The following is a 22,355-nucleotide window of genomic DNA, read 5'->3' as shown; positions in this document are numbered from 1 at the left end:
GGAGCGAATTACCCTATTGTCGCTGCTGTGCCAATCTGAGCTGCGGCGCTGCGGCGCCGACTGGCGTACCAGACCAACCCCGCCGTCGCGGCAGCTGCGCCCACGGCGGCCGCCGCGACCAATGCCGGGCGGGTCGGCATCGAGAAGGCCGGCAGTCGCTGCTTGAGCCGCACCGGCCGGTTGAAGACAAGAATCGGCCAGCCGCGCGCTGTCGCCTCACGACGCAACGCGCGGTCCGGGTTCACGGCGAACGGCTGACCGACGGCCGAGAGCATCGGGACGTCCGTGGCGGAGTCGCTGTAGGCGTAGCAGCGCGAGAGGTCGTACCCCTCGGCGGCGGCCAGCTCTCTGATGGCTTCCTCCTTCGTCGGGCCGTAGGCGTAGTACTCCACCTCCCCTGTGAAGCAGCCGTCGTCGCCGACCACCATGCGGGTGGCGACCACCCGGTCGGCGCCGAGGAGCTCACCGATCGGCTCGACCACCTCGGCGCCGGAGGTGGAGACGATGACGACGTCCCGGCCGGCGGAGTGGTGTTCCTCGATGAGGGATGCGGCCTCGTCGTAGATGATCGGGTCGATCAGGTCGTGGAGGGTCTCGGCGACGATCTCTTTGACCTGCTGGACGTTCCAGCCCTTGCAGAGTGCCGAGAGGTACTCGCGCATCCGCTCCATCTGGTCGTGATCGGCTCCGCCGGCGAGAAAAACGAACTGGGTATAGGCGGTACGCAGCACGGCGCGGCGGTTGATCAGCCCGCCTTGGTAGAAGGACTTGCTGAAGGTCAGCGTCGAAGACTTCGCAATGACCGTCTTGTCCAGGTCAAAGAAGGCGGCTGTGCGCGGCAAGGAGTGGTTTTCCACGACCCTGAGCATAGGTGCCCGCCATTCGGCGTACGCTCGGGCGTGTGGGTTTGCCTGAGAAGGCTCTCGGGTACACCATGGAAGTCACGGATCGTTCGCGACCGTGCTAACCCGGTCCGGCTCCTCCCCCCCCCCGAGTCGGCCGGAGAGACGACCCCCGCTCTCCCCCCCGGCGGGGGTCGTCGCATGTCCGGACGCCTTTTCGTCCCCTCTCCGTGATCCATGGTGATCGTTCTCCCCGTGTGTGAGCTGTGGCGGCGATGGCTTCCCCTCACTCTGCAACGTCACTGTGCGTAGCGGAAGGGGTGCTCGCGGGAGTCACTGGTATGGGCTACCGGGATATTCACAAGCGGCTAGTTGTCCACAGCTTTTCAGCAAGATCCACGCGATTTCCCCGTGCGCTGCACGGTGATTCCAGCCGTGTAGTTCACGGACCGAAGGAATCGCTGATCTCGACGCGAGCGAGATCGAAGTAAGTAGGGGGTGGAGATCGTGGCTGGATCCATCACATTGAAGCCGCCGCCGGTCGTCGAAGGGCGCGGGGACGGGCCGCTGATCGTCACGGAAGATATGGAACTGCTCGACGATCTGCTGCGGCTGTGCGCCGCTGCGGGAGCGGAGCCGGACGTTCACCATTCCGTGCCCGAGAGGAGAGCGAGCTGGGAGGGCGCGCCGCTCGTTCTCGTCGGAGACGACGCGGCTGCACGCTGCCGCGGAGCCACCCGTCGCCGGGGTGTCCTGCTCGTCGGACGAGACCAGGACGACCCGGACGTCTGGCGCAGGGCGGTGGAGATCGGAGCCGACTGCGTGCTGCGGCTGCCCGATGCGGAAGGCTGGCTCGTCGACCGGATCGCCGATGTCGTCGAAGGGGTCGGGCGGCAGGCGCTGACCGTCGGAGTGATCGGCGGACGCGGCGGTTCTGGCGCATCGACGCTGGCCTGTGCGCTGGCGGTGACCGCGGCAAGGGACGGACAGCGCACCATGCTCGTGGACGGTGACCCGCTCGGCGGCGGGATCGACGTGCTGCTCGGCGGGGAGCAGTCGGAGGGCAGGCGATGGCCGGATTTCGCCGCCTCCAAGGGGAGGGTCGCCGGTGGCGCGCTTGAGGAGTCGTTGCCCGAGCTCCATGCCTTGAGGGTGCTCAGCTGGGACCGCGGCGACTCGGTGGTGATTCCGCCGGAGGCGATGCGCTCGGTGCTGGCGGCGGCTCGAAGGCGCGGTGGGGTGGTCGTGGTCGATCTGCCGCGCCGGGTCGACGAGGGCGTGGCGGAGGCGCTCGCTCAACTGGATCTCGGCCTGCTGGTGGTGCCGGGCGAGCTGCGGGCGGTCGCCGCGGCGAACAGGGTCGCGTCGACGGTCGGCATGGTGCTCCAGGATCTGCGCGTCGTGGCGCGCGGTCCATTCGCCGCGGGCCTGGACGAGCAGTGGGTTGCCGACGCCCTGGGGCTTCCTCTGGCGGGTGAACTGCCGGTGGAGACAGGCCTGCTGGCCGCACAGGACGCCGGTGCTCCGCCGGGTGGCGGTCGCGGCCCACTGGCCAGATTCTGCGCGGCCTTCTGGGAGCGGGCGCTGACCGGAGGCGGGGTCTCATGAGCACGGTACTGCTGGACGCCGTGCGCCAGAGGCTCGCCGAGAGCGGCGCCGAGCCCACGCCGGCCAGGGTCGCGGCCGCGCTGCGGGCCCAGGGGCGCCTTCTGGGAGATACCGAAGTGCTCGGCGGAACCGAGAAGTTGCGGTGCGAGCTGGTGGGGACGGGACCGCTGCAGCCGTTGCTGGCCGATCCCTCGGTGACCGACGTGCTGGTGTCCGCGCCGGACCGGGTGTGGGTGGACCGAGGCCGCGGACTGGAGCTCACCGCCGTGACCTTCGAGGACGCGGCCTCCGTCCGCAGACTGGCTCAGCGGCTCGCAGCGGTGGCCGAGCGACGACTGGACGATGCCCGGCCCTGGGTGGACGCCCGGTTGCCGGACGGGACCCGGATGCATGCCGTGATCCCGCCGGTTGCGGTCGGTTCGACATGTCTGTCGCTGCGGGTGGTGCGTCCTCGGGCGTTCTCCGTGGGGGAGCTCGTCACCGCGGGGACGGTGCCGCCGAGCGGGGACCGTGTCCTGCGGGCCCTGATCCACGCCCGGCTGTCCTTCCTCATCAGCGGCGGCACGGGATCGGGCAAGACGACTTTGTTGTCGAGCTTGCTGGGGCTTGTGGGGGAGCGCGAGCGGATCGTGCTGGCCGAGGACTCGGCGGAGCTCAGACCCGAGCATCCGCATGTGGTGCGGCTGGAGTCACGGTCGGCGAACCAGGAGGGTGCCGGCCAGGTGACCCTGCGGGATCTGGTGCGCCAGGCGCTGCGGATGCGGCCCGACCGGCTGGTCGTCGGGGAGGTGCGTGGGGCCGAGGTCACCGAACTGCTGGCAGCACTCAACACCGGTCACGAGGGCGGCTGCGGGACTGTCCATGCCAACGCGGCTTCCGATGTGCCGGCCCGGCTGGAAGCTCTCGGGACGGCGGCAGGGCTCGACCGGGCGGCGTTGCACAGCCAGTTGGCAGCCGCCCTCTCGGTGGTGATCCACCTCGTACGGGACCGGGAAGGGCTGCGGCGGATCGCCGAGGTCCACGTCCTGGAGCGGGATCGGTCGGGGCTGGTGGTGACCGTTCCCGCTCTGCGGTGGGGCACGGATGAGTTCGAGCGCGATCGGGGCTGGGAGCGGCTCCGGGTACTGATCGGAGGTGCACTGTGACGTTCGTCGGCGAGCCGGCGTACGCGGCCGCGATGTGCGCATGGGCGGCTGCGTGGCTGGCGGCCGGTCGGGACCAGGGGCTCAAGCGGGCGCGACTGCTGCTGGCGGGCGGCGGCGTGGTGAGAGTCCCTCCTTGGTGGTCGTGGAGGCGGCTGCTGCCCGTGGGCCGTGTGCGTCTTCTGCCCGTGCTCCGGATGCGGCGGGAGTGGCTGTGCCTGCCGGTGGCCCTGGTCGTCGCTGTCCTCGGGGAGTCAGTGCTGCCGGTGATCGCCGGGGCGGTGGCGGTGCCGCTGGTGAGACGGCGGCTGAGGGCCCGGGAGCTGGGCCGGGAGCAGGAGCGGCGGGCCGAGGAAGTGATCACCTTGTGCGGAGCGGTCGCGGGCGAGCTGAGGGCGGGGCTTCAGCCCGGTCAGGCGCTGCTGTTCGCCGCCAGGTCCACGAATGTGCTGGGTGGCGCGGAGGCCGCGGTGCTGGCGGCGGCCCGATTCGGCGGTGATGTGCCCCAAGCCCTGCGGGAAGCAGCACGCGAGCCGGGCGCGGACGGCCTGGCGGGAGTCGCAGCGTGCTGGCGTGTGTCGGTGGACAGCGGAGCGGGGCTGGCTGCCGGACTCGACCGACTGGAAGCGGCCCTTCGGGCGGATCGGGACCAAAGAGCGGACCTGCGGAGCCAGTTGACGGGGGCGCGATCGACGATCGTGCTGCTGGCACTGCTTCCACTGGCGGGTCTGGGGATGGGCTGGGCGATGGGCGCCGAGCCTTTGCGGATCCTGCTGCACACTCCGGCCGGCTTGATGTGCCTGGTGGTCGGGGGCCTGCTGGAGACCGCGGGCCTTTACTGGGCCGGTCGGATCGTACGCGAGGGGGACGCACGATGACGGGGAACGTTGTCCACAGGCTGGGGGCAGCCGCGGGGGTGGTGTCCATCCTGGTTCTGGTGGTCTTCACCGTTTCGGGGCGACGGCGCGAGCGCAAGGTTCGCAGGAGGATCGAAGCGCTGCTGGCGGTAGAACGCGAACGGCGGCGGTGGCAGCCGGAGTTCGGGGCACGGGCCCGGCAGTGGGCGGCTCCGTCGGCAGCCGTGATCACCGGCTGGGTCCTTGTCGGCGGGGTGGTCGGATGCGCTGTCGGGCTCGGTGGGGCCTATGGCGTACGGCACTGGCAGCAGCGCCGTAAACCCGCCGCGGGCGTCAACGACCGGGATACGCGACGCCAACTTCCTCTGGCTGCCGACCTTCTGGCGGCCTGCATCTCAGCAGGGGCGGGTCCGCGAGAGGCGGCCGAGGCGGTCGGGGAGTCACTGGGCGGACCGATCGGCGAGCGGCTGGCACGGGTGGCGGCCGAGCTGCGGCTCGGTGGCGAACCGGCGGCGGCCTGGGGGTGGTTCGGCCGGATACCGGGCGCGGAGGCGTTGGCCCGCTGTCTGGAGCGGGCCGATTCCACGGGGGCGCCGGCTGCGGAGCCGGTGTCCCGCCTCGCCGAGCGCTTCCGTGCGGAAGGCGCGCGGGCGGCCGCGGCCAGGGGCCATAAGGCGCAGGTCCTGATGACTGCCCCGGTGGGGCTGTGCTTCCTGCCCGCCTTCCTGGCGGTGGGAGTGGCACCGGTCGTGATCGGCCTGGCGGACGGACTGCTGAAAGGCAGCTGAGCCGGTCCATGGATGTGGTGCGGGAACGCTGCACAGGAGCGGTTCGGCTCGCCGACTGAACAAGATCTCTAGGGGGTTGACATGTGGAATCAGATGCGGGGATGGGCACGGAGCCGGGTTCGCAGGCTGGCGGGCACTTGGCACAAGGACTCGGGCATGACCACGTCCGAGTACGCGATGGGGACGATCGCCGCGTGTGCCTTCGCGGCGGTTCTGTACAAGGTCGTCACCAGCGCGACCGTCTCGGAGGCGCTCCAGTCGGTGATCGGGAAGGCGCTCGATGCGCAGTTCTGAGGAGGGGAACGCGGTACGTGTCCGGCCACCCGGCCGGCAGCGTGGGCAGCCGCTCGGCCGGAGGTGTGGCCAGGCGGGCGGCCAGGGGCGCGACAGGGGATCCGTGACGGCGGAAGCGGCCGTCGCTGTGCCCGCCCTGGTGGTCTTCGCCCTGGCCCTCGTCTGGGCGCTCATGGCGGCGTCCGCGCAGATCCGGTGTGTGGACGCGGCGCGGGCAGGCGCGCGGGCGGCGGCCAGATCCGAACCACGAGCCGCCGCGCTCGCAGCCGCCCGCGCGGCAGCTCCCGGCGGCGCCCGGGTCACGCTGGGGCGGGCGGGCGACCTGTGGCGCGTCCGGGTCGAGGCGAAAGCCCCGGGGCCGGGGGCCATGACCCTGACCCTGAGCGCGCAGGCGGCTGCGCTCGCGGAGGACACGGTGGGCGAGGACGGCGCCGAACCGGATCCGGAGGCGGGGACCGCGCACGACCCGACCGGCCTCCCCGTTCCCTCCGATGGCCCAAGCGCCACCTCCGACCCGCAGACCGCGGGAGATTCACCCGATCGGCCCAACGGGAGGGCGGGACATGAAACGCGGCGGGCGAGTCATGAAACGGGTCATGAATAGGGAGCGCGAGGACCGCGGTTCGGCGACGGTGTGGGTGGCGATGGCGATGACCGTGCTCTGTGCCGTGTTCTCCGTTTTCCTCGCCATGGGGCAGGCCGTGGTCGCCCGACACCGGGCGGGCTCCGCCGCCGATCTCGCCGCGCTGGCAGCCGCGGACCGAGCCCTTCAGGGGGAGGCCTTGGCCTGTGAGGAGGCGGCCGAGGTGGCACAGGCACAGGGCGCGGCGGTGGTGCGGTGCGCGGTGAGGGGGGAGATCGCCGACGTGACGGCGCGGTCCCGCTTCGGTCCGTATGACCCTGAGGTCAGGTCCCGGGCGGGCCCGCAGGCTCCTCCCGGCCCACAGGCTGCGTCTCATCCGCGTCTGCCCCCGCCCCCGGACCTGGTGCGTCTGCCCCGACGCCCGGACCCGTCCCGGCCTCCGTACCCGCCTCCGGACTCCCCGGAGCTCCCCGGAGCAGTTCCGTGAGGAGACGTACCGCCCCGCGCTTGTGCAGTGGGTCGTTGCCGTTGCCGCACTTCGGGGACTGGATGCAGGACGGGCAGCCCGCCTCGCACTCGCAGGAGGCGATGGCCTCGCGGGTGGCCGTGAGCCACTCACGGGCGGTGTGGAAGGCGCGTTCCGCGAAGCCCGCGCCACCCGGGTGGCCGTCGTACACGAAGACCGTCGGCAGCAGCGTGTCCGGATGCAGGGGCACGGAGACGCCGCCGATGTCCCAGCGGTCGCAGGTGGCGAAGAGCGGCAGCATCCCGATGGAGGCGTGCTCGGCGGCGTGCAGGGCGCCTCCCAGCTGCTCCGGGTTCACCCGGGCCGCATCCAGCTGGTCCTCCGTGACCGTCCACCACACGGCGCGGGTGCGCAGCGTGCGCGGCGGCAGATCGAGTTTGGTCTCGCCGAGCACCTCACCGGTGATGAGCTTGCGGCGCAGGAAGGAGACGACCTGGTTGGTGACCTCGACGGAGCCGTAGCAGAGGCGTCCTGCGCCCCACGGGATCTCGGTGTCGGTTTCGAGGACGGAGATGGAGGTGGTGTCCCGCGCGGTGGTGGAATACGGCGGGTCGGCCTCCTCGACGAGGGCGGCCGAGTCCTCCAGGTCCAGGTGTTTGACCAGGTACGTGCGGCCCTGGTGGAGGTGGACGGCCCCGTCGTGGACCGCTGTGTGGGCAGCGGACTCGTCGACGGTGCCCAGGAGCCGGCCGGTGGCCGCCTCGACGATCTGGACGGGGCGGCCGCCCTCGCCCCGGATGTCGGTGAGGTCGGCGGCCCGTTCCCGGCGGGTCCAGTGCCAGCCCGACGACCGGCGCCGGAGCAGCTTCGCCGCCTCCAGCTGGGGCATGAGATCGGCGGTCGCCGGGCCGAAGAGTTCGAGGTCGGTGTCCGTGAGGGGGAGCTCGGCCGCTGCTGCGCACAGATGGGGGGCGAGGACGTAGGGATTGTCAGGGTCGAGGACCGTGGACTCCACCGGCTGGCGGAACAGGGCCTCGGGATGGTGCACGAGGAATGTGTCCAGCGGATCGTCGCGGGCGACGAGCACGGCCAGGGCACCCTGGCCCGCGCGGCCCGCGCGGCCCGCCTGCTGCCACAGCGACGCCCGGGTCCCGGGGTAGCCGGCAATGACCACGGCGTCGAGGCCCGAGACATCGACGCCGAGCTCCAGGGCGGTGGTGGCGGCCAGGCCGAGGAGCTCGCCGGAGTGCAGAGCCCGCTCCAGGGCGCGCCGCTCCTCGGGGAGATAGCCGCCCCGGTAGGCGGCGACCCGCTGTGGCAGTGAGCGGTCCACCTCCGCCAGGCGTTCCTTGGCGATGACGGAGATGAGCTCCGCGCCACGGCGGGAGCGTACGAAGGCGACCGAGCGGACGCCCTGGACGGTCAGGTCGGTCAGGAGGTCGGCGGTCTCGGCGGTGGCCGTACGACGTACGGGGGCGCCCTTCTCGCCGCGCAGCTCGGTGAGCGGCGGCTCCCAGAGCGCGAAGACGAGCTCGCCGCGCGGGGAGGCGTCGTCGGAGACTTCCCGGACGGGCAGTCCGGTGAGCCGGCCGGCTGCCTGGGAGGGTTCCGCGGCGGTCGCGGAGGCGAGCAGGAAGACGGGGTTCGCACCGTAGCGGGCGCATAGACGGCGAAGGCGGCGCAGCACCTGGGCCACGTGGGATCCGAAGACGCCCCGGTAGGTGTGGCACTCGTCGATCACGACGTAGCGCAGGGAGCGGAGGAAGGAGGACCAGCGGGGGTGTGAGGGAAGGATGCCCCGGTGGAGCATGTCGGGGTTGGTCAAGACGTACGTGGCGTACTGCCGGACCCACTCGCGTTCCTCGACGGGGGTGTCGCCGTCGTAGACGGCCGGGCGCACCCGGTTGCCGAGCGGCGAGGCGAGTTCTTTGACGGCACGGCACTGGTCGGCGGCCAGTGCTTTGGTCGGGGCGAGGTAGAGGGCGGTCGCGCCCCGTCCGTTCGGGGCCTCGGCGCCGTCGAGAAGGGTGCTGAGGACCGGTGCGAGGTAGGCGAGCGACTTGCCCGAGGCGGTGCCGGTGGAGATCACCACGGATTCGCCGTCCAGGGCGTACTCCGCGGCGGTCGCCTGGTGGGCCCACGGGTGGTCGATGCCTGCCTGCTGGATGGCGTTGATCACTTCTGGGCGGATGCGGTCGGGCCAGACTGCATGCCGACCGGGCCTTGGGGGCAAGTGCTCCGTATGAGTGATGCGCGCAGCACGGCTCGCCCCCGCGGTGAGCCGGTCGAGGACCGTACCGGGGGAGGGGCGGGTTTCCCCGCTCTCGGGTGGTCGTCTGGGACGGTGATTCTTGGCCATCGGCACCGAGTGTGTCACCGGCGTGACGGACAATGGTCCCAAGGCGTCGTGCATGGCTGCTGGTAAGTGATTGAATGCCATCGCGGCTGGCGACCGTCCTCCGGCTCCGCCGGGGAGACCTCAGGGGGCGGCCGCTCGATAGCAAGGTGCTGGAGGATCCGTGGACCTGTCCCTGTCGACTCGCAATGTGTCCGGCCCTGGTGGCGACCGTACGGTCGTCGAGGTCGGTGGCGAGATTGATGTGTATACCGCGCCCAAGCTGCGCGAGCAGTTGGTCGAGTTGGTGAACGACGGCAGCTACCACCTGGTTGTCGACATGGAGGGCGTGGACTTCCTCGACTCCACCGGCCTCGGCGTGCTCGTGGGTGGCCTGAAGCGTGTGCGTGCGCACGAAGGCTCGCTGCGCCTGGTCTGTAACCAGGAGCGCATTCTCAAGATCTTCCGGATCACGGGTCTGACCAAGGTGTTTCCGATCCACACCACGGTCGACGAAGCTGTCGCGGCCACCGACTGACGGTCGGCCGGAGACTGCCGGAAGAAGCGAGGGGTACCGGGCATCCAGCCCGGGCCCCTGAGATGCACGCCCGTACGTCCGAGGGGGATCGAATGGCCACCGTTGAACTCCGCTTCAGCGCCCAGCCTGAACATGTCAGGACCGCCCGTCTGGTGGCCGCTGCCGTGGCTCGCCGGGCCGGGGTCGACGAGGCCGTGCTGGACGAGGTCCGCCTCGCGGTCGGCGAGGCGTGCAGCCGTGCTGTCGGGCTGCACCGCAGCCATGGCATCACGGCCCCCGTCAAGGTCGTGCTGTCGGACGAGGAGAAGACCTTCTCCATCGAGGTCGGGGACGAGGTCCCCACGGTCGGTGCGGACGGGTCCTCCGGGGCATCCGGCGCGCGCGCCGGGGGCGACGAGGACTCGGATGCCGAGGGCGAGGACGAGATGGGCCTCGCGGTCATCAGCGGTCTCGTCGACGACGTGGAGGTCTCGGCAACCGACGAGGGGGGCGTTATCCGGATGAGTTGGCCGGCCACGCCCGTCGCCGTCGAGTCCTGACTCTGGATGATCGGCGTAGGCACCGGGTTGCCGGGTCCGTTGATCGTTTTTATGGGAAAAGGCCCTGCTGAGCAGGGCCTTTTCCCATTTCTCTAGATCATTGATCAAGCGTCAATGCCTTTGCCCCATTACTTCTTTCGGGGTCAGTTTCGGAACCCGATCATTTGCTGAGTAGCAACTGAAGGTCAATTCCATTTGTCGCGCCCTGTTTTGATCAGGTTCCGCTCCCTACAATCCGTCCACATCTTGAGCTCTGAGCGTCAAGGAGGACGAATGGCGGGGCTCTTCAACCCAGAACTGACCGACCACCCCACTTCTCTCGCAGCCGCGGTACTCACAGACGACAACCGGCTGATCATTATTGTCATCGCCGCTGTCGCGGTGGCGGCACTCGTCGTGGCCCAGGTGCTGGTGCGCCAGGTACTGGCCGCCGGCGAGGGCACCGATTCAATGAAGAAGATCGCGGCAGCCGTGCAGGAGGGCGCGAATGCCTATCTAGGACGGCAGTTGCGCACCCTCGGCGTCTTCGCCGTCGTGGTGTTCTTCCTGCTGATGCTTCTTCCGGCCGACGACTGGTCACAGCGTGGCGGACGTTCGGTGTTCTTCCTGGTGGGTGCCATCTTCTCGGCGGCCACCGGATACATCGGCATGCGCCTTGCCGTGCAGGCGAATGTGCGCGTGGCCGCGGCCGCGCGTGAGGCGACACCGGCGGAGGGGGAACCGGAAAAGGATCTGACGGCCGTCTCGCACAAGGCCATGAAGATCGCTTTCCGGACGGGCGGCGTGGTCGGCATGTTCACGGTGGGCCTCGGCCTGCTGGGTGCCTCCTGCGTCGTACTCGTCTACGCGGCCGACGCGCCCAAGGTGCTGGAGGGCTTCGGCCTCGGCGCCGCGCTGATCGCCATGTTCATGCGTGTCGGCGGCGGCATCTTCACCAAGGCCGCGGACGTCGGCGCCGACCTCGTCGGCAAGGTCGAGCAGGGCATCCCCGAGGACGACCCGCGCAACGCCGCCACCATCGCCGACAACGTGGGCGACAACGTCGGTGACTGCGCCGGTATGGCGGCCGACCTCTTCGAGTCGTACGCCGTCACGCTCGTCGCGGCCCTCATCCTCGGCAAGGCGGCATTCGGCGACGCCGGGCTCGCTTTTCCGCTGATCGTCCCGGCGATCGGCGTGGTCACCGCGATGATCGGCATCTTCGCGGTCGCCCCGCGGCGCGCCGACCGCAGCGGGATGTCTGCCATCAACCGTGGATTCTTCATCTCCGCGCTGATCTCGCTCGGCCTGGTGGCGGCGGCGGTCTTCATCTATCTGCCGTCGTCGTACGCCGAGTTGGACGGCGTCACCGAGGCCGCGGTCAAGTTCCACGACGGGGACCCGCGGATTCTCGCGCTCGTCGCCGTCGGCATCGGCATCGTGCTGGCGGCCCTGATCCAGCAGCTGACCGGGTACTTCACCGAGACCAACCGGCGTCCCGTGCGGGACATCGGCAAGTCCTCGCTGACCGGGCCCGCGACGGTCGTACTGGCGGGTATCTCGATCGGTCTGGAATCCGCCGTCTACACCGCGCTGTTGATCGGTCTCGGTGTGTACGGGGCGTTCCTGCTCGGCGGTACGTCGATCATGCTCGCCCTCTTCGCCGTGGCGCTGGCCGGCACCGGCCTGCTCACCACGGTCGGCGTCATCGTCGCCATGGACACGTTCGGACCCGTATCCGACAACGCCCAGGGCATCGCCGAGATGTCCGGCGACGTCACGGGCGCGGGCGCACAGGTCCTCACCGACCTCGACGCGGTCGGCAACACCACGAAGGCCATCACCAAGGGAATCGCCATCGCCACGGCCGTGCTGGCCGCGTCGGCGCTCTTCGGTTCGTACCGGGACGCCATCGCGACCGCGGCGCGGGACGTCGGCGAGAAGGTCGGCGACGGCGCTCCGATGAACCTCGTGATGGACATCTCGCAGCCCAACAACCTGGTGGGCCTCATCCTCGGAGCCGCGGTCGTCTTCCTCTTTTCGGGGCTGGCGATCAACGCGGTCTCCCGCTCGGCGGGCGCGGTGGTCTACGAGGTGCGGCGCCAGTTCCGCGAGCACCCGGGGATCATGGACTACACCGAGCAGCCGGAGTACGGGCGCGTCGTCGACATCTGCACCAAGGACGCGTTGCGCGAGCTGGCCACACCGGGGCTGCTCGCCGTACTGACCCCGATCGCCGTCGGCTTCTCGCTCGGCGTGGGAGCCCTCGGCTCCTTCCTCGCCGGTGCGATCGGCACCGGCACGCTGATGGCCGTCTTCCTCGCCAACTCCGGAGGTGCGTGGGACAACGCCAAGAAGCTCGTCGAGGACGGTCACCACGGCGGCAAGGGCAGCGAGGCCCACGCCGCCACGGTCATCGGCGACACGGTCGGCGACCCCTTCAAGGACACCGCCGGACCCGCGATCAACCCCTTGCTGAAGGTGATGAACCTGGTGGCGCTGCTGATCGCGCCCGCGGTGGTCCAGTTCAGCTACGGCGACGACGCGAACGCCGGGGTGCGGTCGCTGGTGGCGATCCTCGCCATGCTCGTGATCATTGGTGCCGTGTACATCTCAAAGCGTCGCGGCATCGCTGTGGGCGACGAGGGAAACCACGCGGAGCGGAGTGCGAAGTCACCTGATCCGGCGGTGGTTTCGTAACATCTGCTCAAAAGGCGGGCGGGCGGCGCGCATTGGCGTGCCGTCCGCCCCTTTGTGTGCCGTCGTGAGCCTTGTCTCTCTTGGTGCAAATGGCTTCAATAGGTAACGTATCGGACGTACGGCATGCGGTTGTCGCCCACATGGCGTGTATGTTCCGGGGCCGAGAGCCTTGGAAGGGACCAATCCGGTGAACAAGAAGCTTGCGGCCGCACTGTCCGGCGGTGCGGTACTGGTACTGGCGCTGTCCGGGTGCAGCAGCGACGACAGCGACGGCAAGGCGAATGCGTGGGCCAAGAAGGTCTGCGACCAGGCGCAGCCGCAGATCCAGAAGAGGGCCAACGCCCAGCAGACCATCATCTCGACCGCAGCGGACGGCAAGCCGGCCGACATCCAGGCCGCCGACTCCAAGGCGTTCCAGGACATCGCCGACGCGGACAAGGCGCTCGCCACCGCCGTCAAGGGAGCCGGCACGCCCCCCGGCGACGACGGCGCGAAGCTCCAGACGGACGCGGTCAACGAGCTCACCGCCACCGCCACGGCGTACCTCGACCTGAAGAAGCAGATCGACGGGCTCAACGCCAAGAACCAGCAGAAGTTCGCGGACGGTCTGCAGGGCGTCGCGGAGGGGCTGAAGAAGATCGAGACGATGGACCAGGACGCGCTGAAGAGGCTGCAGTCGGGCGACCTGGGCAAGGCAATGGCGAAGGAGCCCGGCTGCCAGACGGCGAAGGTGTCGGCCCCCGCGGCCGGCGCGTCGGACTCGGCCGACCCGTCCGCATCCGGGAAGCCGTCGGCATCGCCCTCCCCGAAGGCTTCGGGCAAGGCCTCCGCCAAGACATCCGCAAAGGCCTCGGAGAGCGCGTCGGACGAGGGATGACCGAGGGCCGGCCGTAGAGACAACGAGGTCTGGCAGGCAGTTCCGCACGGCGGAGGCGAGGAGCTCGCCTCCGCCGTGCGGCATGTGTCAGTGGTGGCCGCCACAATGGGCGGGTGAGTACGACCAGCCTTGCCTCAGGCCTTCCGTCGCCCGACCACTCGCCCCGGCTGCGTGAGGCCCTCCTCGCCGCCGCCTTCACCGCCGACGGGCTGCTCGACCTGCTCGGCGCGCCCGCCTATGCCGCCCTCGCCCGCAGCGAGACCGTGCCCGCCCTGCGCGCCACCCGCGGGGACGGCGTGCTCGACGTGCTCGTGCGGCTCTTCCTGCTCCAGCGGCCCGTCGCGTATGAGCGGGCAGGGGCAGCCCTGCCGCTCGAGGAGTGCCTGGCCGACGGCTGGGTCGTGCGGGACGGCGACGATGTGCGGGCCACGGTGGACGTGCGGCCGTACGGCGGTCCACAAGGGCAGGACTGGTTCATCGTCTCCGACCTGGGCTGCGCGGTCGGCGGCGCGGGAGGTGCGAGCGGCCACGGCGAAGGAGTCGTCCTCGGCGTCGGCGGGGCGTCCACCACGCTCGCCGGGATCACCGTTCGTACACCGGTCTCCTCCGCGCTCGACCTCGGCACCGGTTCCGGCATCCAGGCGCTGCACGCCGCACAGCACGCGACCCGCGTCACGGCCACCGATCTGAATCCGCGCGCCCTGCACTTCGTGCGGCTCACCCTCGCTCTCTCCGGCGCCCCCGAGGCCGATCTGCGCGAGGGTTCGCTCTTCGAGCCGGTCCGCCAGGACACGTACGACCTGATCGTGTCCAACCCTCCCTTCGTGATCTCTCCGGGCGCCCGGCTGACCTACCGGGACGGCGGGATGGGCGGGGACGACCTGTGCCGATCGCTCGTCCAGCAGGCCGGGGACAGGCTGAACGACGGGGGATACGCCCAGTTCCTCGCCAACTGGCAGCACGTGGAGGGGGAGGAATGGCAGGAGCGGCTGCGCTCCTGGGTGCCGCGCGGCTGTGACGCCTGGATCGTCCAGCGCGAGGTGCAGGACGTCACGCAGTACGCCGAGTTGTGGCTGCGGGACAGCGGCGACCACCACGGCGACCCCGCCGCGTACGCCGAGCGGTACGACGCGTGGCTGGACGAGTTCGAGGCCCAGAAGACCAAGGCCGTCGGCTTCGGCTGGATCACGCTCAGAAAGTCCGGTTCCGAGCGCCCGTCGATCGTCGCCGAGGAATGGCCCCACCCTGTCGAGCAGCCGCTCGGGGCAAGCGTTCAGGCGCACTTCGCGCGCCAGGACTATCTGCGGACACACGACGACGCAGCTCTGCTCGCCGGCCACTTCACACTGGCCGCGGAGATCGTGCAGGAGCAGGTCGGGCTGCCCGGCGCCGAGGACCCGGAACATGTGGTGCTGCGTCAGAACCGCGGAATGCGGCGCGCGACGAAGGTCGACACGGTCGGCGCGGGCTTCGCCGGGGTGTGCGACGGGACGCTGAGCGCGGGCCGGATCCTGGACGCGATCGCCCAGCTGCTCGACGAGGACCCGGTGGTGCTCCGCGACCGGACCCCTCAGGCGCTGCGGCTGCTGGTGGAGGAGGGCTTTCTGGAACCTGTGCGTCCATGAGGTGAAACCGGCCAACATCGAAACGAAGCGTCCAGAAGAAGAGGAGCGGCGCTCTCCGGAGGTCGCGCCGCCCTGTCCGCTCGGCGCCAGGACCGCCACCGGCCGGGTGGACCCACGCGGCGTTCACCCGGATTTCGCATCCATGTCGCCCGGAAGTGCCAGCCTCGGCCTCCTGGAGACCTCGGCGTCAGGGAAGGACCGGGTGCGGGCATGGAGAGTGGGCCGGCGATCTTCGCAGGGACGGCATTCACGCTGTTCGGGGCCGGGCTGCTGCTGTGGACGGGAGTGCGTCTGCGGCATCGCGCACCGGTCGCCCACGGAGTGAGTCCCGCCACGGCCGCCGGGCTCGCGACGATCTTCGGCGCGGCGTCCCTCGCCCTCGGCGTCTGGTGCTTCGGCCGCGTCTGATCTGGGGAGCGAAGCGCCGTCGTGCCGGTCCGGGCGGCAGGAACGGCCGGACTCGGGTTACCGTTCGAGTGGCCGTTGCGGGCTTTTGCCGTTTGACACGGGGGCGGGTTGTACCGTCACACTCCGCAGCGACAGCAGCGTCACAGCAGTGCCGCACCCAGTGCCACACCGCCGTGAGCGCCCAGAGAGCGTCGACCGGAGAGAAGAGCGAAGTTGTCCCCGACCAGCGAGACCGCACAGGGCGGCCGCCGACTCGTGATCGTCGAGTCGCCTGCCAAGGCGAAGACGATCAAGGGCTACCTCGGCCCCGGCTATGTCGTCGAGGCGAGCGTCGGGCACATCCGCGACCTCCCGAACGGCGCCGCCGAGGTGCCCGAGAAGTACACCGGCGAGGTGCGCCGCCTCGGTGTCGACGTCGAGCATGACTTCCAGCCGATCTATGTCGTCAACGCCGACAAGAAGGCCCAGGTCAGAAAGCTCAAGGAGCAGCTCGCCGAATCCGACGAGCTCTATCTCGCCACCGATGAGGACCGCGAGGGCGAGGCCATCGCCTGGCACCTGCTGGAGGTCCTCAAGCCCAAGGTCCCCGTCCACCGGATGGTCTTCCATGAGATCACCAAGGACGCGATCCGCGATGCCGTCGCCAACCCGCGCGAACTGAACCAGCGCATGGTCGACGCCCAGGAGACCCGCCGGATCCTCGACCGTCTCTACGGCTACGAGGTCTCGCCGGTCCTGTGGAAGAAGGTCATGCCCCGGCTGTCGGCCGGCCGTGTGCAGTCCGTCGCCACCCGACTCGTCGTCGAGCGGGAGCGTGAGCGCATCGCGTTCCGATCCGCCGAGTACTGGGACCTGACCGGCACCTTCTCCACCGGCCGCGCCGGCGACGCCTCCGACCCGTCGACCCTCTCGGCCCGCCTGAACACCGTCGACGGACGGCGCGTGGCCCAAGGCCGCGACTTCGGCGCCGACGGCCGGCTCAAGTCCGACCAGGTGCTCCATCTCGACGAGACGAACGCCCGTGCCCTCGCCGCCGCGCTGGCCGATGCGTCGTTCGCCGTCCGCTCGGTCGAGTCGAAGCCGTACCGCCGCTCGCCGTACGCACCGTTCCGTACGACCACCCTTCAGCAGGAGGCCTCCCGCAAGCTGGGCTTCGGGGCCAAGGCCACCATGCAGGTCGCGCAGAAGCTGTACGAGAACGGCTTCATCACCTATATGCGTACCGACTCCACGACGCTCTCCGACACCGCCGTCTCGGCGGCCAGGGCGCAGGTCACGCAGCTGTACGGTGCCAACTATCTGCCCGAGAAGCCGCGGGTGTACGCCGGCAAGGTCAAGAACGCGCAGGAGGCGCACGAGGCGATCCGTCCTTCGGGCGATCGTTTCCGCACTCCGGCCGAGACCGGTCTGACCGGCGACCAGTTCAGGCTCTACGAGCTGATCTGGAAGCGGACCGTCGCCTCCCAGATGAAGGACGCGGTCGGCAACAGCGTCACCGTCCGGATCGGCGGCCGAGCCTCCGACGGCCGCGACGCCGAGTTCACCGCGTCCGGTAAGACGATCACCTTCCACGGCTTCATGAAGGCGTACGTGGAAGGCGCCGACGACCCGAACGCCGAGCTGGACGACCGCGAGCGGCGCCTGCCGCAGGTCTCCGAGGGCGACGCGCTGTCGGCCGAGGAGATCTCGGTGGACGGCCACGCGACCAAGCCGCCGGCCCGTTACACCGAAGCCTCGCTGGTCAAGGAGCTGGAAGAGCGCGAGATCGGCCGCCCGTCGACCTACGCGTCGATCATCGGCACCATCCTCGACCGCGGCTATGTCTTCAAGAAGGGGACGGCGCTCGTCCCCTCCTTCCTCAGCTTCGCCGTGGTCAATCTGCTGGAGAAGCACTTCGGCCGGCTCGTCGACTACGACTTCACCGCCAGGATGGAGGACGACCTCGACCGCATCGCCAGGGGCGAGGCGCAGGCCGTGCCGTGGCTGAGGCGTTTCTACTTCGGCGAGGGTGACGACGCGGGCGCGGCCTCCGGCGTGGGCAACGGCGACGGGGACCACCTCGGCGGCCTCAAGGAACTGGTGACGGACCTCGGCGCGATCGACGCCCGTGAGATCTCCAGCTTCCCCGTCGGCAGCGGAATCGTGCTGCGCGTCGGCCGGTACGGGCCGTACATCGAGCGAGGCGAGAAGGACGCGGAAGGCCACCAGCGCGCCGACGTCATGGACGACCTCGCTCCGGACGAGCTCACCGTGGAGTACGCGGAGGAGCTGCTGGCCAAGCCCAGCGGCGACTTCGAGCTGGGCGCGGATCCCGTGAGCGGCAACCAGATCGTCGCGAAGGACGGCCGCTACGGCCCGTACGTCACCGAGATCCTGCCCGAGGGCACCCCGAAGACCGGCAAGAACGCGGTCAAGCCGCGCACTGCCTCGCTCTTCAAGTCGATGGAGCTGGACACGGTCACGCTCCAGGACGCGCTGAAGCTGATGTCCCTGCCGCGGGTGGTGGGCACGGACGCGGAAGGCGTCGAGATCACCGCGCAGAACGGCCGCTACGGCCCATATCTGAAGAAGGGCACGGACTCGCGCTCCCTGGAGACCGAGGACCAGCTCTTCAACATCACACTCGAAGAGGCGCTGGCGATCTACTCTCAGCCCAAGCAGCGCGGGCGGGCCGCGGCCAAGCCCCCGCTGAAGGAACTGGGCACGGACCCGGTCAGCGAGCGGCCCGTGGTGGTCAAGGACGGCCGGTTCGGTCCGTACGTCACCGACGGCGAGACGAATGCGACGCTGCGCACGGGAGACAGCGTCGAGGACATCACGCCGGAGCGCGGCTACGAGCTCCTCGCCGAGAAGCGCGCCAAGGGGCCCGCCAAGAAGACGGCGAAGAAGGCGCCAGCCAAGAAGGCGCCGGCCAAGAAGGCCGCAGCGACGAAGACCGCTGCGAAGAAGACGGTGGCGAAGAAGACCGCGGCCAAGAAGACGGCGGCCGCGGCCAAGAAGACGACGACGGCGTCGGCGAAGGCCTCGGCGGCTCCGTCGGACGAGTAGACCCTCCCGCGGGTGGATCGTCGTGCGGCTGGGACCGGTGCTCGCGTAGCCGAGGGCGGCCGGTCCGGTGCTCACGAAGTCCGTCGGGTGCTCGCGTGGGCCGGTAGTCGTGCAGGCCGGACGCGATCGGTCGGCCGGGCCGACGGCCGGCGGGACCACGAGCCGCCGACGGAGGGGCGTCGATTGCTGACCGTCGGACGTGTCGTCGGACGTGTCGTCGGATTTCGTACGGGCGCTGTGTACGGGGGGACGTTTCCCACTCTCCGCGCAAAGCGCCCGTATGTTCGGGCAGGCCTCCAGGGAGCACAGCGCTCCGGATAGGCTGGGCGGATGACGCGAGCCGAGCAGCCAGCCGAGCAGCAGACGGTCGTGAGCACCGCCTCAGAGACTGCCTCAGACTCCGACGCTTCCGAGGCACTTGCCGCGGATTCCCGCGAGCGCGCGCTACGCGCCCTGCTGCGCGTTCCTTCGCTGAGGCGGTTGTGGAACGCCCAGGTGGCGGGCGGGATCGGTGACTCCCTTGCCGTCCTTGTGCTTCTGCTGCTCACGCTCCAGGCAGCCGTCGTCGCGGGTACCTTCGGGGCCGGATACCGCGGGGCGGCCTTTTCCGTCGCCGCCGTGCTCGGTGCGCGGGTGGTCGCCACGCTTCTCTTCGGAGCGGTACTCCTCGGCCCCCTGACGACTCTCACCGCCTCCAAGGGGCCCCTCGACCGGCGCTGGACCATGATCGGCGCGGACGGCCTGCGGCTCGCGCTGCTCGTCGTCGCGCCGCTGTGGATCGACTGGACGCCGGACAACGCCACGGCGATCCTGCTGATCACCACCTTCGTCATGGGCGGCGCCGAGCGTTTCTGGACCGTCGCCCGCGACGGCGCCGCGCCCGCGCTGCTGCCCGCGCCGCCGCTGGAGGGCGCGACCGTACGTCCGCTGCCGGACCACATTGACGCGCTACGGCGGCTCTGGCTGCGTACCGGCTTCGCCGTCATCCCCGCTGGGGCCGCGGTCCTGCTGGCGGCCACGCTGGTCGGCAACCTCCTCGGCTCGGGCATCGACTGGTTCTCACTGCACCAGGCGGCCCTCGGGTCGTATGTCGCTGCCGGTCTCTTCGCCGCGTCGGTCTCGACGCTGTACTTCGTGGAACTGCCCGGATCCCAGACGCCCCGGCCGCGCTCGCCCCTGGAGGGGCTGCGCCGTCCGTCCACCGGGAATGGCCCGGACAACGGGCGTACGGGCGCCATACCGCACTTCGTCCTTGCCTGTGCGGCGGTCGCGGGTGCGATCGCGTCCGCGGTGGCCGTCTGCGTCCTGCACGCCTTCGACCTGGGCGGCGGGCCCGCCGCCTTCGCGCTGCTCGTGCTCGCGCTGACGGGCGGCACCGGACTCGGTATCCGTGGTGCCGGTTCCGTACTGCCCTCGCTGTCGCGCCGCCGGCTCCTCACCCTCGCGCTCACGGTCACCGGTATCGCCCTGCTCGCCATGGGCCTCGTGCCCGACACGGCGAGCGTGCTGTTCATCGCGCTGCTCGCCGGTTTCGCGGCGGGCGTCGCCGCAGCCACCGGGCATGCGCTGATCGACCAGGAGGCCGAGGACTTCCGACGGCCGCGGATCACCGAACACCTCCAGGCGGTCGTACGGGTCTCCATCGCCGTCGGCGCGATCGCGGCGCCGCTGCTCGCCGCGGCCATCGGGCCGCACCGGCTCGCGAGCGGGGACTTCGTGTTCGCGCACGGCGGTGCCGCCTTCACGCTGATGCTCGTCGGGGCGCTGCTGCTGCCCGTGGCCGCGATCGTGCTCGCGAAGACGGACGACCGGGCAGGCGTGCCGCTGCGGCGTGACCTGGGCGACGCGCTGCGACGCGGGGCGGACCCGGCGCAGGCACCGTCCCCGACCGGATTCTTCATCGCCATGGAGGGCGGGGACGGGGCCGGGAAGTCCACGCAGGTCGAGGCGCTCGCGCAGTGGATCCGGGCGAAGGGCCACGAGGTCGTGGTCACGCGCGAGCCCGGCGCCACGCCCATCGGGAAGCGGCTGCGGTCGATCCTGCTCGATGTCTCGTCGGCGGGGCTCTCCAACCGCGCCGAGGCCCTGCTGTACGCGGCGGACCGCGCGGAGCATGTCGGATCGGTCGTACGGCCGGCGCTGGAGCGCGGCGCGATCGTCATCTCCGACCGGTACATCGACTCGTCGGTCGCCTATCAGGGCGCTGGGCGTGATCTGTCGCCGACCGAGATCGCCCGTATCTCGCGGTGGGCGACGGACGGACTCGTACCGCATCTGACGGTGCTGCTGGACGTCTCGCCGGAGGCGGCGCGGGAGCGCTTCACGGAGGCGCCGGACCGGCTGGAGTCGGAACCCGCGGAATTCCACCAGCGGGTGCGGGCCGGCTTCCTGACCCTCGCGGCGGCGGACCCGGGCCGCTACCTGGTGGTCGACGCGGGGCAGGAGCCGGAGGCCGTCACGACGGTGGTACGGCACCGCCTCGACCAGATGCTTCCCCTGTCCGAGGCCGAGGTGAAGGCACAGGCGGAGGCGCGCAAGGCGGCCGAGGAGGAAGCCAGGCGCAAGGCGGAGGAAGAGGCCGCGCGCAAGGCGGAGGAAGAACGGCTGGAGCGCGAGCGGCAGGAACAGCTCGCCAAGCTCCGCGCCGAGGAGGAGGAGCGCAAGCGCCGCGAGCTGGAGGAGGCGCGGCAGCGCGAGGCCGAACGGCAGGCGGAGGAGGCCCGGCAGCGGGCCGAGGAAGCGCGGCGGCTCGCCGAGGCGGAGCGGGCGCGGCGGCTGGCCGAGGAGAAGGCGCACCGGGAGGACCAGGAGCGGTTGCGCCGGCAAGCGGCGGAGGAGGCCCGGCTGCGGGCCGAGGCGGAGGAACGGCGTCTTGAGAAGCAGCGGAAGGCCGAGGAGGCGCTGCTGAGGGCGGAGGAGGCGCGGCGGGTCGCGGAGGCGGAGGCGGCGGCTTCGGCCGCGGCGTCCGAGGCGGCTTCGGCTCCCTCGGCACCGGTTTCGTCCGGCCCGGCTCCCTCCACACCGGCTGGACCTGGGGCGGGGGCTGACGCTTTGACGGTGCCTACGCCCGTGGTGACGCCGCCGGACGAGGTGACGCAGGAGGTCCCGAAGGCGAAGCCGACGGCGGCTCCGGCGGACGAGACGGCGGTGCTTCCGCCGGTGCGGGAGGTCGATGAGACGGCTGTACTGCCTCCGGTGAAGGACGTGGACGAGACGACGGTCCTTCCGCCGGTGCGGGAGGCCGATGAGACGGCCGTGCTGCCTCCGGTACGGGACGGAGGATCGGCTGATCCTGCGGACCGGGTGCCGCCGGGCATCTTCCGGGACGGGAAGGGTGCGGGGTCCCCCGACAGGCCGAACGAACGGACCCGGGAACTTCCCCAGGTGGACCCGGAGTCGGGCCGCCCACGCCGCCGCTCCGACTGGGCGGAGGAGACGCCGCTGGACGACCTCCCGACGCTCGCGGACGAACTGCTGGGGCAGCGCGACGAGGACGACAGGCGCTGACGGGGCCGGCCCCCTTGGGTCGCCCGCCGCGGTGTCGGTGACCGTCCGGGCCCGCTCCGGGCCTGCGCCTCCCCGGCCGGGGCACGGGGGCGCAGGCCCACGTGCGTACGAGGTGCGGGTCCGGCCGGCGCTGCGAAGCCGCCGCACTGCCAGGTGTCGGGTGCTGCCCTGCGGGCCGCGCCCTGCATTCGGCGCCCGGGGAAGGGCCGGGCTGTGGGG

The 22,355-nt window shown here is 70.7% G+C and carries 16 protein-coding genes and 1 pseudogene; 15 read left to right on the top strand and 2 right to left on the bottom strand.

All coding sequences use genetic code 11. The features are described 5' to 3' along the window. Positions 1–8: 8 nt before the first annotated feature. Positions 9–869, bottom strand: coding sequence for an HAD family hydrolase (locus OG293_RS16025; protein WP_405999469.1), 861 nt, complete (start codon positions 867–869; stop codon positions 9–11). A 480-nt stretch (positions 870–1,349) separates the two neighbouring features. On the opposite strand from OG293_RS16025, the gene ssd reads away from it, so the two are divergent. From ssd to OG293_RS15990, 7 genes and pseudogenes are all read left to right on the top strand, one after another. Next, the gene (gene ssd / locus OG293_RS16020; protein WP_405999468.1) at positions 1,350–2,450 is read left to right on the top strand and encodes a septum site-determining protein Ssd; all 1,101 of its coding nucleotides are present in this window, start codon (positions 1,350–1,352) and stop codon (positions 2,448–2,450) included. Further along, positions 2,447–3,595 carry a TadA family conjugal transfer-associated ATPase gene (locus tag OG293_RS16015; RefSeq protein WP_405999467.1) on the top strand — a complete coding sequence of 383 codons (1,149 nt, stop codon included), beginning with the start codon at positions 2,447–2,449 and terminating at the stop codon, positions 3,593–3,595. Before ssd ends, OG293_RS16015 begins: the two co-directional genes overlap by 4 nt. Before the next feature lie 32 nt (positions 3,596–3,627). Then, complete coding sequence (locus OG293_RS16010; RefSeq protein WP_406003610.1) at positions 3,628–4,470, top strand: type II secretion system F family protein; 843 nt, start codon at positions 3,628–3,630, stop codon at positions 4,468–4,470. Next, entirely contained in the window at positions 4,467–5,237 is a 771-nt protein-coding gene (locus tag OG293_RS16005; RefSeq protein WP_405999466.1) for a type II secretion system F family protein, read from the top strand. The genes OG293_RS16010 and OG293_RS16005 overlap by 4 nt, the downstream gene beginning before the upstream one ends. Positions 5,238–5,330: 93 nt before the next feature. Beyond that, a complete protein-coding gene (locus OG293_RS16000; protein ID WP_406003609.1) occupies positions 5,331–5,531 on the top strand; it encodes a DUF4244 domain-containing protein in 201 nt (66 codons plus the stop codon). Positions 5,532–5,634: 103 nt separating this feature from the next. After that, positions 5,635–6,135, top strand: a complete 501-nt coding sequence (locus tag OG293_RS15995) for a TadE family type IV pilus minor pilin (RefSeq protein WP_405999465.1) — start codon at positions 5,635–5,637, stop codon at positions 6,133–6,135. Beyond that, a pseudogene (locus tag OG293_RS15990) lies at positions 6,023–6,397 on the top strand (Rv3654c family TadE-like protein); the annotation flags it as partial. The gene OG293_RS15995 and the pseudogene OG293_RS15990, both read left to right, overlap by 113 nt. Positions 6,398–6,437: 40 nt before the next feature. Here OG293_RS15990 and OG293_RS15985 read toward each other — a convergent pair. Beyond that, entirely contained in the window at positions 6,438–9,020 is a 2,583-nt protein-coding gene (locus OG293_RS15985) for a DEAD/DEAH box helicase (protein WP_405999464.1), read from the bottom strand. 79 nt (positions 9,021–9,099) lie between these two features. Here OG293_RS15985 and OG293_RS15980 point away from each other — a divergent pair, with 79 nt between their 5' ends. From OG293_RS15980 to tmk, 8 genes are all read left to right on the top strand, one after another. After that, the gene (locus OG293_RS15980) at positions 9,100–9,453 is read left to right on the top strand and encodes an STAS domain-containing protein (RefSeq protein WP_003967428.1); all 354 of its coding nucleotides are present in this window, start codon (positions 9,100–9,102) and stop codon (positions 9,451–9,453) included. Between the two features lie 92 nt (positions 9,454–9,545). Then, complete coding sequence (locus OG293_RS15975) at positions 9,546–9,992, top strand: ATP-binding protein (RefSeq protein WP_405999463.1); 447 nt, start codon at positions 9,546–9,548, stop codon at positions 9,990–9,992. Between the two features lie 273 nt (positions 9,993–10,265). Next, complete coding sequence (locus OG293_RS15970; RefSeq protein ID WP_405999462.1) at positions 10,266–12,671, top strand: sodium-translocating pyrophosphatase; 2,406 nt, start codon at positions 10,266–10,268, stop codon at positions 12,669–12,671. A 187-nt stretch (positions 12,672–12,858) separates the two neighbouring features. Next, positions 12,859–13,548 (top strand): small secreted protein, encoded by a 690-nt coding sequence (locus OG293_RS15965; protein ID WP_405999461.1) that lies wholly within the window; start codon positions 12,859–12,861, stop codon positions 13,546–13,548. A gap of 113 nt (positions 13,549–13,661) precedes the next feature. Next, positions 13,662–15,173: a methyltransferase gene (locus OG293_RS15960; protein ID WP_405999460.1), complete on the top strand. Its 1,512-nt coding sequence runs from the start codon at positions 13,662–13,664 to the stop codon at positions 15,171–15,173. Positions 15,174–15,383: 210 nt separating this feature from the next. Next, positions 15,384–15,581 carry a hypothetical protein gene (locus OG293_RS15955; protein WP_405999459.1) on the top strand — a complete coding sequence of 66 codons (198 nt, stop codon included), beginning with the start codon at positions 15,384–15,386 and terminating at the stop codon, positions 15,579–15,581. A gap of 213 nt (positions 15,582–15,794) precedes the next feature. After that, positions 15,795–18,629, top strand: a complete 2,835-nt coding sequence (topA, locus tag OG293_RS15950; RefSeq protein WP_405999458.1) for a type I DNA topoisomerase — start codon at positions 15,795–15,797, stop codon at positions 18,627–18,629. A 330-nt stretch (positions 18,630–18,959) separates the two neighbouring features. After that, on the top strand, positions 18,960–22,136 hold the full coding sequence (gene tmk / locus OG293_RS15945) for a dTMP kinase (RefSeq protein ID WP_405999457.1): 3,177 nt from the start codon (positions 18,960–18,962) through the stop codon (positions 22,134–22,136). The last annotated feature ends 219 nt before the right edge of the window (positions 22,137–22,355 follow it).

The organism is Streptomyces sp. NBC_00829 (genome assembly GCF_045161795.1).
Classification (GTDB): domain Bacteria; phylum Actinomycetota; class Actinomycetes; order Streptomycetales; family Streptomycetaceae; genus Streptomyces.
The sequence above is the reverse complement of the archived record's forward strand: the minus strand, read 5'-3'. Positions and strand labels throughout refer to the sequence as shown.

What these genes read in the sequence shown, in the direction of transcription:
- OG293_RS15955 (WP_405999459.1), top strand. Translation starts at nt 15,384, where the DNA reads ATGGAGAGTGGGCCGGCGATCTTCGCAGGGACGGCATTCACGCTGTTC.
- OG293_RS15970 (WP_405999462.1), top strand. Translation starts at nt 10,266, where the DNA reads ATGGCGGGGCTCTTCAACCCAGAACTGACCGACCACCCCACTTCTCTC.
- OG293_RS16015 (WP_405999467.1), top strand. Translation starts at nt 2,447, where the DNA reads ATGAGCACGGTACTGCTGGACGCCGTGCGCCAGAGGCTCGCCGAGAGC.
- OG293_RS15975 (WP_405999463.1), top strand. Translation starts at nt 9,546, where the DNA reads ATGGCCACCGTTGAACTCCGCTTCAGCGCCCAGCCTGAACATGTCAGG.
- OG293_RS16005 (WP_405999466.1), top strand. Translation starts at nt 4,467, where the DNA reads ATGACGGGGAACGTTGTCCACAGGCTGGGGGCAGCCGCGGGGGTGGTG.
- OG293_RS16000 (WP_406003609.1), top strand. Translation starts at nt 5,331, where the DNA reads ATGCGGGGATGGGCACGGAGCCGGGTTCGCAGGCTGGCGGGCACTTGG.
- OG293_RS16010 (WP_406003610.1), top strand. Translation starts at nt 3,628, where the DNA reads ATGTGCGCATGGGCGGCTGCGTGGCTGGCGGCCGGTCGGGACCAGGGG.
- OG293_RS16025 (WP_405999469.1), bottom strand. Translation starts at nt 869, where the DNA reads ATGCTCAGGGTCGTGGAAAACCACTCCTTGCCGCGCACAGCCGCCTTC.
- OG293_RS15985 (WP_405999464.1), bottom strand. Translation starts at nt 9,020, where the DNA reads ATGGCATTCAATCACTTACCAGCAGCCATGCACGACGCCTTGGGACCA.
- tmk (WP_405999457.1), top strand. Translation starts at nt 18,960, where the DNA reads ATGACGCGAGCCGAGCAGCCAGCCGAGCAGCAGACGGTCGTGAGCACC.